We start from the raw sequence: 15,227 nt of genomic DNA, 5'->3' as shown, positions 1-15,227 counted from the left end.
GCATGATCACCGCCGCAATCCTTCCAATGCTGCACCCCGCCGACGTCCCTGTTGTGCCCGGTGCCGATGAGGCGCGCCGCTGGGCCCAGGAGGAGCTGTCCAGGAAGATTTACCAGGACGCCAAGCCCGGCTGGACCGACGAGCTCTTTGCCATGCTCAAAAAGGCCTTCCAGGAATTGCTGGGAAAGATGGGGATGGCCGACGCCAGCGTTGGCCTGTCCGTCGCCGTGGCGCTGGTGCTGGTTGCGGTGGTGGTCATCATCCTGGTCGTCAGGCCGCGGCTGAACCGGAAAAGGGCCGCCACATCCGCCGTCTTTGACAGCGAAACCGCGCTTTCCGCCGCACACCACCGGAGCCTGGCACGTGCCGCCGCTGCGTCGGGCGACTTCGGGACCGCGGTCAACGAGCAGTTCCGGGCCATGGTCCGGGCCGCCGAGGAACGTGACGTCAGTGTGCCCGCGCTGGGCTTGACCGCGACGGAAATTGTCGGGGTGTTGGACCGTGCATTTCCGTCGCACCGGGCGGCCCTGGACCGCAGCGCCGAACTGTTCAACGCCGTGCGCTACGGCAAGGTGCCGCCACCGTCCTCGATGTACCAGGAACTGCTGGCCACGGATTCGGCACTCGCCGCGACCACCCCCGTCTACGCCGACGCGTTTGCGGGTGCCGCGCCCCGGGTTTCCACCCCGGCGCACCAGGATTCCGCCGTCAAGGGGGTGCAGCCGTGAGCGCACCGGCAACGATCCGCCCGGAGACCGCCAGCGCCGCCCAAACCCTGACCAAGGGCTGGCGGAGGCACCGCTTCTGGATCATCTGTGCCGCAGCCTTTGTGCTGGTCACCGTCATCGGCTACATCGTCTCCAACAGCGGCGGGCGCAGCCCCGGCATGCTCTCCACCAGCAACCCCGCCCCCGCCGGGGCGCAGGCCGCCGCCAGCATCCTGGCGGAACAAGGCGTGTCGGTTGCCGACAGCAGTTCGCTTGCACAAACGCAGGACCTGCTGGCAGTGCACGGCCATGGCACAAGCACCGTGCTCTTCTATGACCCCAGCGGATACCTGGACCCGGACCGGGTGGAAGAGCTGGCCGACAGCGTCCGCGCAGCCGGCGGGCAGCTGGTCGCCGTTGCTCCGGGGCCCCTCGCCGCCAGCGCGCTCAGCCCGGAGATCGCCAGTGCAGGGACCGCCGCCGCAACGGCAACGGTGCAGGCCGGCTGCAGCAATCCCGACGCCACGGCGGCTGAAACCATTGACGGCGGGACACCCTCCCCCGGAACCGGGGCCACAGCAGTCACCACCCCGCTGCTCCTGTTCAAGGGTGCCCAAACGTGTTTCATCCCCGGGGGAATGCCCGCGGGCAGCGGCGGCTTCCTGGCGAGCAACAGCGCCGGCGATATCACCGCACTGGGGAGTCCCGGCGTCGTCATCAACCAAAACCTGGCCAGCCGCGGCAACGCCGCACTGGCGCTGCGGCTGCTCGGCAGCAAGCCGAACCTGATTTGGTACACCTCCACCATCTCCGACATCCCCGTGGCGGAGGTTCCCCCCAGCCTGTCCGAACTGACGCCGTCGTGGATTTTCCCTGCGGCGCTGTGGCTGCTGCTGGTGGCCGTGCTGGGCATGGTGTGGCGAGGCCGGCGCAACGGGCCCCTCGTTGGCGAACCGCTGCCGGTGCACGTCAAGGCGTCGGAGACGCTGGTGGGGCGGGCGCGCCTGTACCAGGACGGGCGCGCGCTCGACACCGCGGCCGCATCCCTGCGGCAGGCGACATTGACCCGCCTGGCCCGCCAGCTGAGGCTGGGGCTGGCCGCGGAACCCGGCGCCGTTGTCCAGGCGGCCGCGACCGCCACGGGCCGTCCGCCGCAGCAGCTCCATGCCCTGCTGCTGGGGCCCGTCCCTGAAACTGAGAAGCAAATGTTGTCCATGGCCGTGGAACTCACGGCACTAGAGGAAGATGTGGCCCGCCGATGAGCACCCCCCACCCGAACCCCGTCCAGCCGCCCGCCGGCCCCCCGGCGGGACCGCCGGCCCAGCCTGGTTTTGTCCCGGCGGCTCCGGCTGCACAGGCACCGCCTGAGCCAGCACCCGTGTTTGCAGTCCCGGCGGCTGCCCCGGCTCCGGCAATGGCCGCTCCCAGTCCGTCGGCGCTGGCCCTGTTGGCCGTGCGCGGCGAGGTTGCCAAGGCCGTGGTGGGGCAGGACGCCACCGTCACGGGCCTGATGATCGCACTGTTGGCGGGCGGGCACGTGCTGCTCGAGGGCGTCCCGGGCGTGGCCAAGACGCTCTTGGTGCGGGCGTTGTCCACGGCGCTGAGCCTGGACACCAAGCGGGTGCAGTTCACCCCGGACCTGATGCCCGGTGATGTCACGGGCTCGCTGATCTACGACTCCGCCACCTCATCCTTCGCCTTCCGCGAGGGGCCCGTGTTCACCAACATCATGCTGGCCGACGAGATCAACCGCACCCCGCCCAAGACGCAGGCGTCGCTGCTGGAAGCCATGGAGGAACACCAGGTCTCTGTCGACGGCGTCTCCCGCCGCCTGCCGTCGCCGTTCATGGTGGCGGCCACCCAGAACCCGGTCGAATACGAGGGCACCTACCCCCTGCCGGAAGCCCAGCTGGACCGCTTCCTCCTGAAATTGACCATGGACCTGCCCGGCCGGGACGAGGAGATTGAGGTCATCCGCCGGCACAGCCTGGGCTTTGACCCGCAGGACCTGCACGCCGCCGGGGTGCGCGCCGTCGCCGGGGCAGCCGAACTGGCCCAGGCACAGCAGGAGGTTGCGCAGGTGGCCGTGGCCAACGAGATCCTCGCCTACGTCGTGGACCTGGTCCGGGCCACCCGCACCGCGCCGTCATTCCAGCTGGGCGTCTCCCCGCGCGGGGCCACCGCCATCCTGAAGTCGGCCCGCGCCTACGCTTGGCTGTCCGGCCGCGGCTTTGTCACCCCGGACGACATCAAGGCGCTGGCCCTGCCCACGCTGCGGCACAGGGTTGCCCTGCGCCCCGAGGCGGAAATGGACGGCGTGGCTGTGGACGACATCCTCCGCTCCATTCTGGCCACCGTCCCGGTGCCGCGCTAGGGGTCCCGGGCCGACCCCGGCCGGGCACCTGCCAACCATCACCCAACCTGACGACGGAACCAAAACACCATGGCCATATCGGGCAGATTCTTCTACGTGGCACTTGCAGCGCTCGTGCCCATCATTGCCCTGCCCGGGGCACTGACGTGGCTGCTCTGCCTGGGCATCCTGGCAGCGCTGCTCACGGCTGACCTCCTCCTGGCGGCTTCACCCCAAAAGGTGGCCCTGCAGCGGGTCATCCCCCAGGGCGTGCGGCTCGGCGAGCCCTGCACCGCCACCCTCCGCCTGGCCAACGAGTCTCCTCGCGTGCTCCGCGGAGAGGTGAAGGACGGCTGGCAGCCCTCGGCCGGTGCGGCGAACGCACTGCAGAAGGTGTCCATCCGCCCCCGGGAACGGGCAGCCCTGGCCGTGGCGCTCACCCCCACCCGGCGCGGGGACCTCTTCACCCACCACGTCACGGTCCGCTCCTACGGCCCCTTGGGCATGGCGGCCCGGCAGCGCACCATCCCGGCACCGGGTGTGCTGCGCGTGCTCCCCCCGTTTCACTCCAAGCGCCACCTTCCGTCCAAGCTGCGCAAGCTCCGCGAGCTGGACGGCCGGGCCGCGGTGCAGATCCGCGGCGCCGGCACCGAGTTTGATTCCCTGCGCGACTACGTCCGCGGCGACGACGTTCGCTCCATCGACTGGCGCGCCACCGCCCGCCGCCGCGACGTGGTGGTGCGCACCTGGCGCCCGGAGCGCGACCGCCGCGTGGTCATCGTCCTGGACACCTCCCGCACCTCCGCCAGCCGGATCGGCGACGAAACCGCCCTGGATACAGGCATCGAGGCGTCCCTGCTGCTGGCCGTCCTGGCCGAGCGCGGCGGCGACCGTGTCGGCCTTCTCGCCTACGACCGCCGGGTCCGTGCCAAGGTCTCCTCCACCGGCAAGGGCAACATGCTCAACGCCATGGTGCAGGCGCTGGCACCCCTGGAACCTGAACTTATCGAGCTGAACACAGCCGACATCGCCGGCGCCGTCCGCACCGTCACGGCACACCGCTCGCTGCTGGTCCTGGTGACTTCGCTCGACGCCGGCGCCGCTGAGGAGGGCCTCATCCCGCTCGCCACCTCGCTGGCCCGCCAACATGTTGTGGTGGTTGCCTCCGTGCGCGACCCCGCCATGGATGATGCCCGCCTTGACCGGACCAGCACGACGGCGGCCTACCGGGCTGCTGCTGCCGAGCACGCACTGAACCGCCGTGCCGCCATCACCGCTGTGCTGCAGCAGGCCGGAGTGGAAGTCGTGGACGCTCCCCCGCAGGAACTGCCGCCTGCCCTGGCCGATACATACATCCGGCTCAAGGCTGCCGGCCGCCTGTAAACCCCCGCCCCGCCCCAGGACGCTGTCGCACCAATGGCAGCTTTTTCACCGACCCCATCGCAGCAATGGCAACAACTCACCCAACCCTGTCGCAGGGCACTGGATGCTTTCTGGCGAACGCCGGGACACATGCCGCATGGGCCGGGTGGACCTCCGACCCGCCGTTCCCATGGGCGGTGGTGGGGATCCCGGCAAGTGTAGGAAGGTCCCGCTGCGAACGTCCCGGGCGACGGCCATGCCGGCTCGGGCCCTGTACGTGCCAACGATCATGCGGAGCCGCCGGTGGAAAAGCAGCCATTGCTGCGAGGTGGTTGGAAGAAAAGCCGCCATTGCTGCGAGGGGGTCGGTGATCGGCACAGCCCCACCTGGCCGTCAGTGCCCGGGTGCCGCCAGGCCAAGGTCCGCCAGCTTGCCGGCAAACACGCCGGTGAGAACCTGGTGCCCTGCGGCCGTGAGGTGCACGCCGTCGGCCATCTTGCCGCCCAGCCGGTGGCGCATGATCCAGTCGCCGGCGCTGATGAACGGCAGCCCGTTGCTGCGGGCAAATCCGGCCAGGACCGCGTCGACATGGGCCCGCTGCGGACTGCCGGCCCCGGCGCCGAGGGTGCCGACAACGAGGAACTGTGAGGTGGGGTAGCTGGCCTTCATGTCCCGCAGCAGCCGTTCGGCGTTCGCAAGGATGGCGGCGTCGGCAGCGCCCTGCGCGGCGTCGTTGCCGCCTCCCTCAAGCACCACAAGCGCCGGATTTCCGTACGGCAGAATGACGGCACCGCTTTCCACGGCGTCGACAAAATTGGGGTGGGCTGCCGAGCCGGCAACAAATCCGGTGCCGCCGGCGCCCACAAACCGCACCGTGTAGCCGCGCGCCTCCAGCCCCCGGGACAGCCAGGTGTCTGCGGTGTCGATGCCCGCGGCGCCGCCGGCCTGGGAATCGCCCATCAGCACGGCTGTTTGGGCTATGCCGTGGTCCACCGCCTCGTGCCGGCCAGAGGCAGGATTTAGCACATACGTGCCATCCGGCTTGTCCCAGACCGTGGTGAGTTCGTCGCGTGCTGCAGGCAGTGCCGCCCGGCCGCCGTCGGGCACGGGATTGAGCACGGGCGGGGTGCGCTCCGGGATGGCCGGGTCCGGCAGGTGCTGGCTGGCCTGCCCCGCCTCAAGCCGCGGCGCGGGGTGCGAGACCACCATGACAGGGGCCGCCAGGGACGCGGAAACGCTCAGGGCGAGCACGGCGGCGGCCCGCCCGGCAAGCTTCCTGAATTCCATGGCGCCCCTTGTAAATATGGTGGTGAAAATCCATCATATTCACCGCAGGTGTCTGGCGCGGGAACTACCGGTAACGAATCGCCGTCAATTCCTCGGCCACCTCGAGCGTGCGCTCCACCACGCGCCGCGCCTCCTGCGGTGAGACCTCCGCCAGGCCCGTGGCGGGGGTGATCCGCAGCTGGTTCAGCAGGGCCGGATCCAGGCCCAGCCCGCGCCACGGCACCATGACGCGGTCCACGAGGGACGCGTATGACGGCGGCGCCTGGCCCGGGCGGGCGGGCACCAGCCCGGCCCACACGCCGGTGCCGGACTCCAGTGCCTCGGCCAGCTGCTCCCAATGGCCGGTGTCCAGGAGGTCCAGGGGCACTGCGAGGGCGTCGGGACCGCTTTCCAGGGCCAGTCCGACGGCGGTTTGCCACGCCTTGCGTTCGGCCGCCGCGGTGCCGTCCCCGGCCGGCGTGCCGGTTGCCAGGAGGGCGCCATCCTGCCCCAGGTTCAGGGCTGTCCGGCTGAAGCCGGCCGCTCGGGCGGCAGCCAGGAACTGCATCCACACGCGGCGCAGTTCGGCCGTCGGGATGGAGCGCAGCGTGCGGTATCCGGATGACGTGGGGATGGTGCCGGCCAGTACGCGTGCCACGGCGGGCTCGTCCACTTGCAGGGTCAGTGCGGCACCAGGCACTGCCTCCCGAAGCGAGGCGGCATGGGCAGCCATCCCGTCGGCCAGGGAATCGGCGATGTCCCGCCGCGCGCCGTGGTCTGACAGGGCGCGTTCGCCGTGGTGCAGGTGCAGGGCCGCGGCCAGGGAGACCGGCCCCAGGAGGTGAACCTTGACCTGTACCGGTGCCAGTTGCCCGGCACCCACGACGTCGGCCAGCACGTTGAGGTCCGTGCGCAGGGCCGACGCGGCACGGCGGTGGTCAAGGCCGGGCCGGTCCACGATGCGCCAGCCATAGGGCTGTACGTCAACGGGCATTTCCACCAGCAGCGCGGCCGTGCGCCCGACGGCGTCCGATCCCACGCCGCGGGAAGGCAGGGCCGCCAGTGCCGGCAGATGCGGTTCGGGCAGCAGGCCCAGGCCCACCTTGGCGGCTTCGACGGGATCCGTTCCCGGCCAGGGGCCCAGCACCGTGGCGGTCACGGATTCAGGAACGGCGGATACAGGCGGCGCCGCGGAGCCGGCAGGTGCTGGTCCGGAACCCGGAGCCTTGGGCAGGCCGGCGTGTGGTGAGGGGGTCACGGAAGCCGCGTGCCGCCGTCGTCCGCGGCCGTGTCCGCACCGGGGGCGACGAAGCCCTGCCCGTCCAGGCTGACGACCGGGACGGTGCCGGTGGCGGCTGCGGCGGAGTGGCTCTGGGAAATGGCCTGGTGGTGGTGAATGACCTCGCTGATGATGAAATTCAGGAACTTCTCGGCGAAGGCGGGGTCCAGGTTGGCGGACTCGGCGAGGGCGCGCAGGCGCTGGATTTGGGCCTTTTCACGGTTGGGGTCCGCCGGCGGCAGCTGGTGCGCGGCCTTGAGGATGCCCACGCGCTGGGTGGCCTTGAAACGCTCAGCCAGCAGGTAGACGAGCGTGGCGTCGAAGTTGTCGATGCTCGAGCGGATGGAGAGCAGCTCGGCCATGACGGCCGGGTCAATGGCGCCCGTGAGGGAGCTGGCGGCCGGGTCGAAGTCTTCAACGGACAGGTGCTGCGGGTGGCTCGATTCGGTCATAGGGACAGTTTAGGCGGTGCACCGGGCGGACAAAACTTCTGTCCACCCGGTGCACCGCCGATCCGGCCAAGACGTGCTATTTGGCCGCGAGCAGCGCCTGGTGGGCGGCGCGGCGCTTGGCCTGCTCTGCCGGGTTGGGCACGGGCAGGGAGGCGATAAGCCGCTGCGTGTAGTCGTCCTGCGGATCCGTCATGACCTGCGTGCCGATCCCCTGCTCAACGAGGCGGCCCTTGTAGAGCACACCCACCCACTCGGCCAGGATGTCCACCACGGCGAGGTCGTGGCTGATAAACAGCGCCGCGAAGCCCATCTCGGACTGGATGTCGCGGAACAGCTCCAGCACCTTGGCCTGGACGGAAACGTCCAGGGCGGAGGTGGGCTCATCGGCGATGAGCAGCTTCGGCTTCAGGGCCAGGCCGCGGGCCAGCGACGCGCGCTGGCGCTGGCCGCCGGAGAGCTCGTGCGGGAACCGCTTGGCGTAGGCGGCGGGCAGCTGCACCGATTCCAGCAGCGCCTCCACCTTGCTGGTCACGGCTGAACCGGACAGGTCCGTGTGTATGTACAGCGGCTCGGCCACGCACTCGCCGATGGTCAGATGCGGGTTGAAGGATGCGGCAGGGTCCTGGAACACAAAGCCGATGTCACTGCGCAGCGGCCTGAAGCTGCGTTCCCTGTAGTTGCGCATCTCGTAGCCCAGCACATTGAGCGAGCCGCCCGTGGTGCGGTTCAGCCCGGCAATGGCCCGGCCAATGGTGGTCTTGCCGGAACCGGACTCCCCCACCAGGCCAAACACCTCCCCGGCGCTGATGGTGAAGGAGACCTTGTCCACGGCCCGGAAGGCGGGGCTGCCCAGCCGGCCCGGGTACTCAATCTCCAGGTCGGTGGCCCGCACCAGCACTTCCTTGTCCTGGAAGGCCCGCTCCGTGAACCCGGCCGACGCCGAATTCCGTCCCAGGTGGGGAACCGCGGCCAGGAGCTTCTGCGTGTATGCCTCGCGGGGCGCGGCAAAGAGCTCCTCGGCACCGGCCTCTTCCACCACATCGCCCTCGAACATGACCACGACGCGGTCGGCCAAATCGGCTACGACGCCCATGTTGTGGGTGATGAGGACGATGGAAGTTCCGTAGCGGTCGCGCAGGTCGCGCAGCAGTTCCAGGATTTCAGCCTGGACCGTGACGTCCAGGGCCGTGGTGGGCTCGTCGGCCACGATCAGGCCCGGGTTCAGGGCCAGGGCAGCGGCAATGACCACGCGCTGCTTCTGCCCGCCGGAGAACTGGTGGGGGTAGTAGTCCACGCGTTTGTGCGGTTCGGGGATGCCGACCTTTCCCAGCGCCTCGATGGCAAGCGCCCGGGCCTCCTTCCGGCCCACCCTCTTGCCCTGGGGGCGGTGGGCGCGCAGGCCCTCGGCAATCTGCCAGCCCACGGTGCGGACGGGGTTCAGCGCGGTGGACGGTTCCTGGAACACCATGGCCACGTCCCGCCCGCGGATGGCCCGCAGCTGGCGGGGGCTGGCGGTGATGATGTCGTTGCCGCTGACAATCACGGCACCGCTGCTGTGCGCCGTCTCCGGCAGCAGGCCCAGGATGGTCTTGGCCGTGACGGTCTTGCCGGATCCGGACTCCCCCACAATGGCCACGATCTCGCCCGGCGCCACGCTGAAGGAGACGTCCTTGACGGCCTTGACCTCGCCTTGGTCAGTGTCGAATCCGACCCTCAGCTCCGCGATGTCCAGGACCGGCCGCGGCGCGGCTTCCCCTGTGGGGCCGCCACTGGCGGGACTGCTTGTGTGCGCGCTCATGCGTCCACCAGCTCCTTCTTCTTTTTGGCGCGTTTCCGGCCTCGCAGGCGCGGATCGTTCAGGTCGTTCATGGACTCGCCCAGCAGCGTCAGCCCCAACACGGTCAGCACGATGGCTGCACCCGGGAACACGCCCGTCCACCAGATGCCTGCCGTGGCGTCCGACTGCGCATGGTTGAGGTCGTAGCCCCACTCAGCCGCAGCTGACGGCTCAATGCCAAAGCCCAGAAAGCCCAGCCCGGCCAGCGTCAGGATGGCCTCGGAGGCATTCAGGGTGAAGATCAGCGGCAGGGTGCGGGTGGCATTTTTGTAGATGTGCCGGGCCATGATGCGCATGCTGGAGGCGCCCACCACAATGGCGGACTCCACAAACGGCTCGGCCTTCAGGCGGATGGTCTCGGCCCGGATCACCCGGTAGTACTGCGGGATGAACACCACGGTGATCGAGATGGCCGCGGAGAAGATGCCGGACCACATGTCGGAGCGGCCCTGGCTGATGGCGATCGACATGACCATGGCCAGCAGCAGCGTGGGAAACGCGTAGATTGCGTCTGCCACCACCACCAGCACCCGGTCCAGCCAGCCGCCGATGTAGCCGGACACCAGGCCCAGGATCACGCCCAGGAAGATGGACAGCGCAACGGCCACCACAATCACCAGGAACGCGGTCTGGGCCCCCCAAATGGTGCGGGAAAAGACATCGTAGCCTCCCGCCGTCGTGCCCCACATATGGACGGACGACGGCGGCGCCTGGGTTGCGTCGAATCGCTGGGTTGCGCCGTAGGGGGCGATCAACGGCGCCAGGGCCGCGGTGAGCAGGAACAACAGTGTCAGGACAATGCCGGCGACGAGCATGCCGCGCTGCAGCCCCACGCTTTTGCGCAGCTGGGAAATGATGGGCAGCCGGCCCAGGAGGGAGCGTTTGGTCTCCATGGCCTAGTACCTCACCCTCGGGTCGATCAGCGCGGCAATGACGTCAACGATGAAGTTGGTGATGGCAACGATGACGGCGAGCAGGGCGACGATGCCCTGGACAGCCACGAAGTCGCGGGCGGTGAGGTAGTGGGCCAGCTGGAAGCCCAGCCCCTTCCATTCAAAAGTGGTCTCAGTCAGGACCGCACCGCCGAGCAGCAGTGCGATCTGCAGGCCCATGACGGTGATGATGGGGATCAGCGCCGGTTTGTAAGCGTGCTTGGTCAGCAGCCGGTACTCGCTCACGCCGCGGGAACGGCCCGCCTCGACGTAGTCCTTGCTGAGGGTGCCGATCACGTTGGTCCGGACCAGTCGCAGGAAGATGCCTGCGGTCAGCAGGCCCAGGGCGATGGCCGGCAGCACCGAGTGCTGGGCGACGTCCCAGAAAGCTTCCGTGTTGCCGCTGCGGAGCGCGTCCAGCCAGTAGATGCCCGACGGCGCCTCCAGCTGGGTCATGGCAATTTCTGTGCTTATGCTGGCCCGCCCAGCTACCGGGAACCAGCCCAGCCACACGGAGAAGAGCAACTTCAGCAGCAGGCCGGCGAAGAACACCGGGGTGGCGTAGAAGGTGATGGCCAGTACGCGCAGCGTGGCGTCCTGCCACTTGTCGCGCTTGTACGCGGACAGCATGCCGAGCGGGATGCCGATGGCCAGGGCGACGATGAGGGAGTTGAATGCCAGTTCCAGGGTGGCCGTGCCGTAGGTGGCCAGCATGTCGGAAATCAGCATGTTGTCAGAGATGGTGCGGCCAAAGTTGCCGGTGGCGATCTGCCCCAGGTATTCGAAGTATTGGACGAAGATGGGCCTGTCGTAGCCGGCCTCATGGATTCGTTCGGCCAACTGATCCGGTGGGAGCCGGCCGCCGAGGGCCGCCGTGATGGGGTCGCCCGTCAGCCGCATGAGGAAAAATACCATGGTGACGAGGATGAAGATCGTGGGGAAAATCAGGACGAAGCGCACGGCGAGGTATTTGCCGAGGCTGCCGCCTGATTTCGTTTTCCTTTTGGGTTCCTGCACGGCGGGGTCTTCCACCGGCACGGGAATGGTTGCGGTCATGGGTTCGTGAGGTTCCTTCTGCTGCCCGCGCAGTGCGTGGCGGGCGTATGGATGCAAAAGGCGGGGCTGCCTGAGCCCCGCCTCCTGCGGTGGGTGGTGGTGTGTCAGCAGGCCGCGGGGCCTACTTGGACAGCACGCCCAGTCGGAACTTGAACGATGCATCCAGTGTGTCTGCGGTGCCCTTGACGGCCACGTTGGACACGGCGACCTGGGCGCCCTGCAGCAGCGGCAGCGTGGAGAGGTCCTTGGCTTCCGCCGTCTGGATGTCCTCAATCAGCTGGGTGCGCTTGGCGGGGTCGTTCATGGTCAGCTGCTCGGTGATCATGTTCTGGACCGCTTCATTGCTGTAGTGGTTCTTCAGGAAGTTGTCGGTGCTGAAGAACGGCGTCAGGTAGTTGTCGGCATCCGAGTAGTCCGGGAACCAGCCGAGCTGGTACATGGGGTAGGCGTCGGCCGTGCGCTGCTTGGAGTACTGCACCCATTCCGTGGACTGCAGGTTGACCTTGAACAGCTTGGTGTCCTCCAGCTGGGCCTTGATGGCCGCGTACTCGTCACCTGAGGAGGAACCGTAGTGGTCCGGGTTGTACTGCAGGTCCAGGGTCACCGGGGTTTGCACGCCGGCATCCGCCAGCGCCTTCGTGGCCTTGTCCACGTCCGGGCCGCCGCTGCCGTCGCCGTAGTCTGCCTTGAGCGGCTCGATGGCGCCGGTGAAGCCTGCCGGGACGTAGGAGTACAGCGGCAGGTAGGTGCCCTTGTAAACCTGGTCGGCAATCTTGGCGCGGTCGATCGAGTCGGCCATCGCCTGGCGCACGGCAAGCGACTTGGCGGGATCGGCGTCGGCCGTCTTGGCACCGAACGGCATGGTGTCAAAGTTGAAGACGATGTAGCGGATTTCGCCGCCGGGGCCGATGTCGACCTTGACGTTCTTGTCGGACTTCAACGAGTCGATGTCCGTGGCGGTGAGGCTGCGCCAGGCGACGTCGATGTTGCCCTTTTGCACATCCAGCTTCATGTTGTTGGAATCGGCGTAGTACTTCATGGTCACCGAATCCGACTTGGCCGGGCCCAGCAGGCCCTTGTACTCGGGGTTCTTCTTGAACGCGATGAGCTCGTTCTGCTTGTACGAGTCAATGGAGAACTGGCCGCCGAACGACTTGCCCTTGATGATGTCATCGTCCGTGGTGATGGAGTCGGCGCTGAACACGGAGTCATCCACGATGGGGCCGGCGGGGCTGGTCAGCACCTGCGGGAAGGTCTGGTCGTTGCCGAGCTTGAGCTTGAACACCACGGTGGTGGCGTCGGGGGCTTCAACGCTCTCGAGGTTGCCCAGGAGCGTTGCCGGGCCGTTGACGTCGTTGATCTTCAGCTGGCGGTCAAAGGAGAACTTCACGTCCTTGGAATCAAGTTCCGTGCCGTTGGCCCACTTGAGCCCTGCCTTGAGCTTGACGGTGTACTCGGTGGGCGAGGTGAAGTCGGCCGATTCGGCAATGTCCGGCTTGGGGTCGGCACTGCCGGGTTCGGAGTTAAGCACAAACGGGTAGATCTGGTTCATGACCATGAACGAGCCGTTGTCGTAGGATCCTGCCGGGTCCAAGAATGTGGTCTTGTCTGTGGTTCCGACGATGATGGGCCCGCCGGTGGAACCGGTTTCCCCCGATGATTCGCCGCCGCCACCGGAAGGGCCGGTGCATGCGGTCAGTGCCATTGCGGAGATGCCGGCAACGGCAATCAGGGACTTCAGCCCAAGTCTGTTGGTAGCCATGTGCAAACTTTCTTTAGTGGTTTGCATGGAACAGGCCACACATCCTTGTGTGACCTGGACCACGATACTGATAATCAATATGTATCACCTTTTCAGGTGGCCACGGCATCATCAGCAAACTTGCAACCAGAAGGTTATCTCAAGGACTGGACTCTCGGGCCTGAGCGAAAGTACGGGCTGCGGCCAAACCAGCCCGCCAGCCTCGTATACGAATCCGCGGTGATGGGGACCCGAACTTCCGGGCCAATGCCTCGCTCCGGCCCGCGATATTCGGGCTTGAGCATGCGCTGCGCCCAGGCGAGGGACTGGTCCGCAAGTGCCGGATCCAGAACAATCGGCACACCGGTGGCCTTGGCCAGATCCCAGGCGTGCACCGTGAATTCCGTGATCTGCAGGCCGATCCGGCTGCGCAGCGGAGCCTCTCCGCCGCCGGGCAGCGCCACCTGGGCGTTGAGGTCGGCCGACGCCCACGCCCGCGTCAGCATGGCGGCACCGTCGGTGAACCTCGTGAACCAGTCCGCCCCCACGGTTGCCGTGGCGGCCAGCGGGTCGACGTTGCTGCCGCGGGCCATGACGGTGTAGTTGTGCAGGTCCTGGACCACCAGGTGGTGCAGCAGGTCCTGAACACTCCAGTCCTCGCAGGGCGTGGGCCAGTCGGCCTGGTTGGCGGAGATGGCACCGATGACTTCGGCGCATTGGTTGAGGGCATTGTCGAGGCACTGCAGTGGATTGGGGATCGTGTGCGGGGGCATGGAAACAACCTTCCGTGAGCTAGGTCACCTATGGTTGAAGTTTACGCCAGCACCGCAACCCCGCCTCCCCCCGCACGGACGCTGTCGCAGCAATGGCGTTTCTATCCCCGACGCTCTCGCAGCAATTGCCGCCATTCGGCAATCGCCATCGCAGTTGCTTCGAGGGACGCCGGGGCCGGCTGGCATCGTCGCGACAGGGTTGGACAAAGAGGGACCATTGCTGCACTGGCGTTGGTCAAAAAGCCGCCATTGCTGCGACAGGGTCGATGCGGGGTGAACGGCTAGGGGAGGTCGGGGCGGGCCAGGGACCTGGCCGTGTCGATCGTGGCCTGCCCCAGTACGCGGGAGCCCTGGTACAGCACGATGGTCTGACCGGGTGCGACGCCCAGGAGGGGCTCGACCAGGGTGACGTGCAGCTGCTGGCGGGTGCCGGCGTCGTCCGTCTCCTCGGTAATGAAGGCACGGGCCGGGACGGGGTCGCCGTGCGCGCGCACCTGGGCGTAGCAGTCAAACTCGGTGCCCGCGGCGACGTCGGCGATGGGCAGCCCGGCCCAGGAAACCTTGATGCCCTGGATGGAGTCGATGGCCAGCAGCGCGTGCGGGCCGACAATGACCTTGTTTTCCTTGGGCCGGATTTCAAGCACGAAGCGGGGCTTGCCGTCGGCGGCCGGGGTGCCGAGCTTCAGTCCGCGGCGCTGGCCCACGGTGAACTGGTTGGCGCCGGTGTGCCCGCCCACTTTCGCGCCGGTTTCGTCGAGGATCTCGCCGTCGGTCATCTCAATTTTTTCGGCGAGCCAGCCGGCGGTGTCGCCGTCGGGGATGAAGCAGATGTCGTGGCTGTCCGGCTTCTGGGCCACAGACAGGCCGCGGGCCTCAGCTTCGGCGCGGACCTCGGCCTTGGACGGGGTGTCGGCGAGCGGGAACATGCAGTGCTTGAGCTGCTCATGGGTGAGCACGCCGAGCACGTAGCTCTGGTCCTTGGCCCAGTCCGCGGCGCGGTGCAGCTCGGGGTTGCCGTCGGCGTCTGTGATGACCTTGGCGTAGTGTCCGGTGCAAACGGCGTCGAAGCCCAGGGCGATGGCCTTTTCCAGCAGCGCGGCAAACTTGATGCGCTCGTTGCAGCGCATGCAGGGGTTGGGGGTGCGCCCGGCGGCATATTCGTTGATGAAGTCCTGGACCACGTCCTCCTGGAAACGCTCGGAGAAGTCCCACACGTAATAGGGAATGCCGAGCTTGTCACAGGCCCGCCAGGCGTCGTTGGAATCTTCCACGGTGCAGCAGCCGCGGCTGCCGGTGCGCAGGGTGCCGGGCATGCGGGACAGCGCCAGGTGTACGCCGACGACGTCGTGCCCGGCTTCGACCGCGCGCGCCGCAGCTACGGCGGAGTCAACCCCGCCACTCATGGCTGCCAATACTCGCATTACGTGCCTTTCAATTCTTTTCGTGTGGTGCAGTTTCGGGTTGCGGCC

The 15,227-nt window shown here is 67.7% G+C and carries 13 protein-coding genes; 4 read left to right on the top strand and 9 right to left on the bottom strand.

Annotated features, from left to right (window positions below; genetic code table 11):
- The first annotated feature begins 2 nt into the window (after nt 1-2).
- The 4 genes from JOF48_RS12570 to JOF48_RS12555 all read left to right on the top strand — a co-directional run bounded on the left by JOF48_RS12570 (nt 3) and on the right by JOF48_RS12555 (nt 4,443).
- Nucleotides 3-728: a DUF4129 domain-containing protein gene (locus tag JOF48_RS12570; RefSeq protein ID WP_209681183.1), complete on the top strand. Its 726-nt coding sequence runs from the start codon at nt 3-5 to the stop codon at nt 726-728.
- Nucleotides 725-1,969, top strand: a complete 1,245-nt coding sequence (locus JOF48_RS12565; protein ID WP_209681181.1) for a DUF4350 domain-containing protein — start codon at nt 725-727, stop codon at nt 1,967-1,969. The genes JOF48_RS12570 and JOF48_RS12565 overlap by 4 nt, the downstream gene beginning before the upstream one ends.
- Nucleotides 1,970-2,121: 152 nt before the next feature.
- A complete protein-coding gene (locus JOF48_RS12560) occupies nt 2,122-3,081 on the top strand; it encodes an AAA family ATPase (RefSeq protein WP_209681179.1) in 960 nt (319 codons plus the stop codon).
- A 69-nt stretch (nt 3,082-3,150) separates the two neighbouring features.
- On the top strand, nt 3,151-4,443 hold the full coding sequence (locus tag JOF48_RS12555) for a DUF58 domain-containing protein (protein WP_209681177.1): 1,293 nt from the start codon (nt 3,151-3,153) through the stop codon (nt 4,441-4,443).
- Nucleotides 4,444-4,815: 372 nt separating this feature from the next.
- On the opposite strand, the gene JOF48_RS12550 is transcribed toward JOF48_RS12555, so the two are convergent.
- The 9 genes from JOF48_RS12550 to mnmA form a co-directional block, all read right to left on the bottom strand.
- Nucleotides 4,816-5,709: an SGNH/GDSL hydrolase family protein gene (locus JOF48_RS12550; protein ID WP_209681175.1), complete on the bottom strand. Its 894-nt coding sequence runs from the start codon at nt 5,707-5,709 to the stop codon at nt 4,816-4,818.
- Between the two features lie 64 nt (nt 5,710-5,773).
- Entirely contained in the window at nt 5,774-6,946 is a 1,173-nt protein-coding gene (locus JOF48_RS12545; RefSeq protein WP_342591237.1) for a uroporphyrinogen decarboxylase/cobalamine-independent methonine synthase family protein, read from the bottom strand.
- A complete protein-coding gene (locus JOF48_RS12540; RefSeq protein ID WP_209681173.1) occupies nt 6,943-7,419 on the bottom strand; it encodes a chorismate mutase in 477 nt (158 codons plus the stop codon). Before JOF48_RS12540 ends, JOF48_RS12545 begins: the two co-directional genes overlap by 4 nt.
- A 76-nt stretch (nt 7,420-7,495) precedes the next feature.
- A complete protein-coding gene (locus JOF48_RS12535; protein WP_209681171.1) occupies nt 7,496-9,217 on the bottom strand; it encodes a dipeptide ABC transporter ATP-binding protein in 1,722 nt (573 codons plus the stop codon).
- Nucleotides 9,214-10,149, bottom strand: a complete 936-nt coding sequence (locus JOF48_RS12530) for an ABC transporter permease (protein WP_209681169.1) — start codon at nt 10,147-10,149, stop codon at nt 9,214-9,216. The genes JOF48_RS12535 and JOF48_RS12530 overlap by 4 nt, the downstream gene beginning before the upstream one ends.
- A 3-nt stretch (nt 10,150-10,152) precedes the next feature.
- On the bottom strand, nt 10,153-11,244 hold the full coding sequence (locus JOF48_RS12525) for an ABC transporter permease (RefSeq protein WP_209681167.1): 1,092 nt from the start codon (nt 11,242-11,244) through the stop codon (nt 10,153-10,155).
- Between the two features lie 121 nt (nt 11,245-11,365).
- The gene (locus JOF48_RS12520; protein ID WP_209681165.1) at nt 11,366-13,006 is read right to left on the bottom strand and encodes an ABC transporter substrate-binding protein; all 1,641 of its coding nucleotides are present in this window, start codon (nt 13,004-13,006) and stop codon (nt 11,366-11,368) included.
- A 134-nt stretch (nt 13,007-13,140) separates the two neighbouring features.
- Entirely contained in the window at nt 13,141-13,758 is a 618-nt protein-coding gene (locus JOF48_RS12515) for a TIGR03086 family metal-binding protein (protein ID WP_209681163.1), read from the bottom strand.
- A 281-nt stretch (nt 13,759-14,039) separates the two neighbouring features.
- Nucleotides 14,040-15,179 carry a tRNA 2-thiouridine(34) synthase MnmA gene (gene mnmA, locus JOF48_RS12510; protein WP_209681161.1) on the bottom strand — a complete coding sequence of 380 codons (1,140 nt, stop codon included), beginning with the start codon at nt 15,177-15,179 and terminating at the stop codon, nt 14,040-14,042.
- Nucleotides 15,180-15,227: the final 48 nt, after the last annotated feature.

It is taken from the genome of Arthrobacter stackebrandtii (assembly GCF_017876675.1).
In the GTDB taxonomy this organism is placed as follows: Bacteria; Actinomycetota; Actinomycetes; order Actinomycetales; family Micrococcaceae; genus Specibacter; species Specibacter stackebrandtii.
The sequence above is the reverse complement of the archived record's forward strand: the minus strand, read 5'-3'. Positions and strand labels throughout refer to the sequence as shown.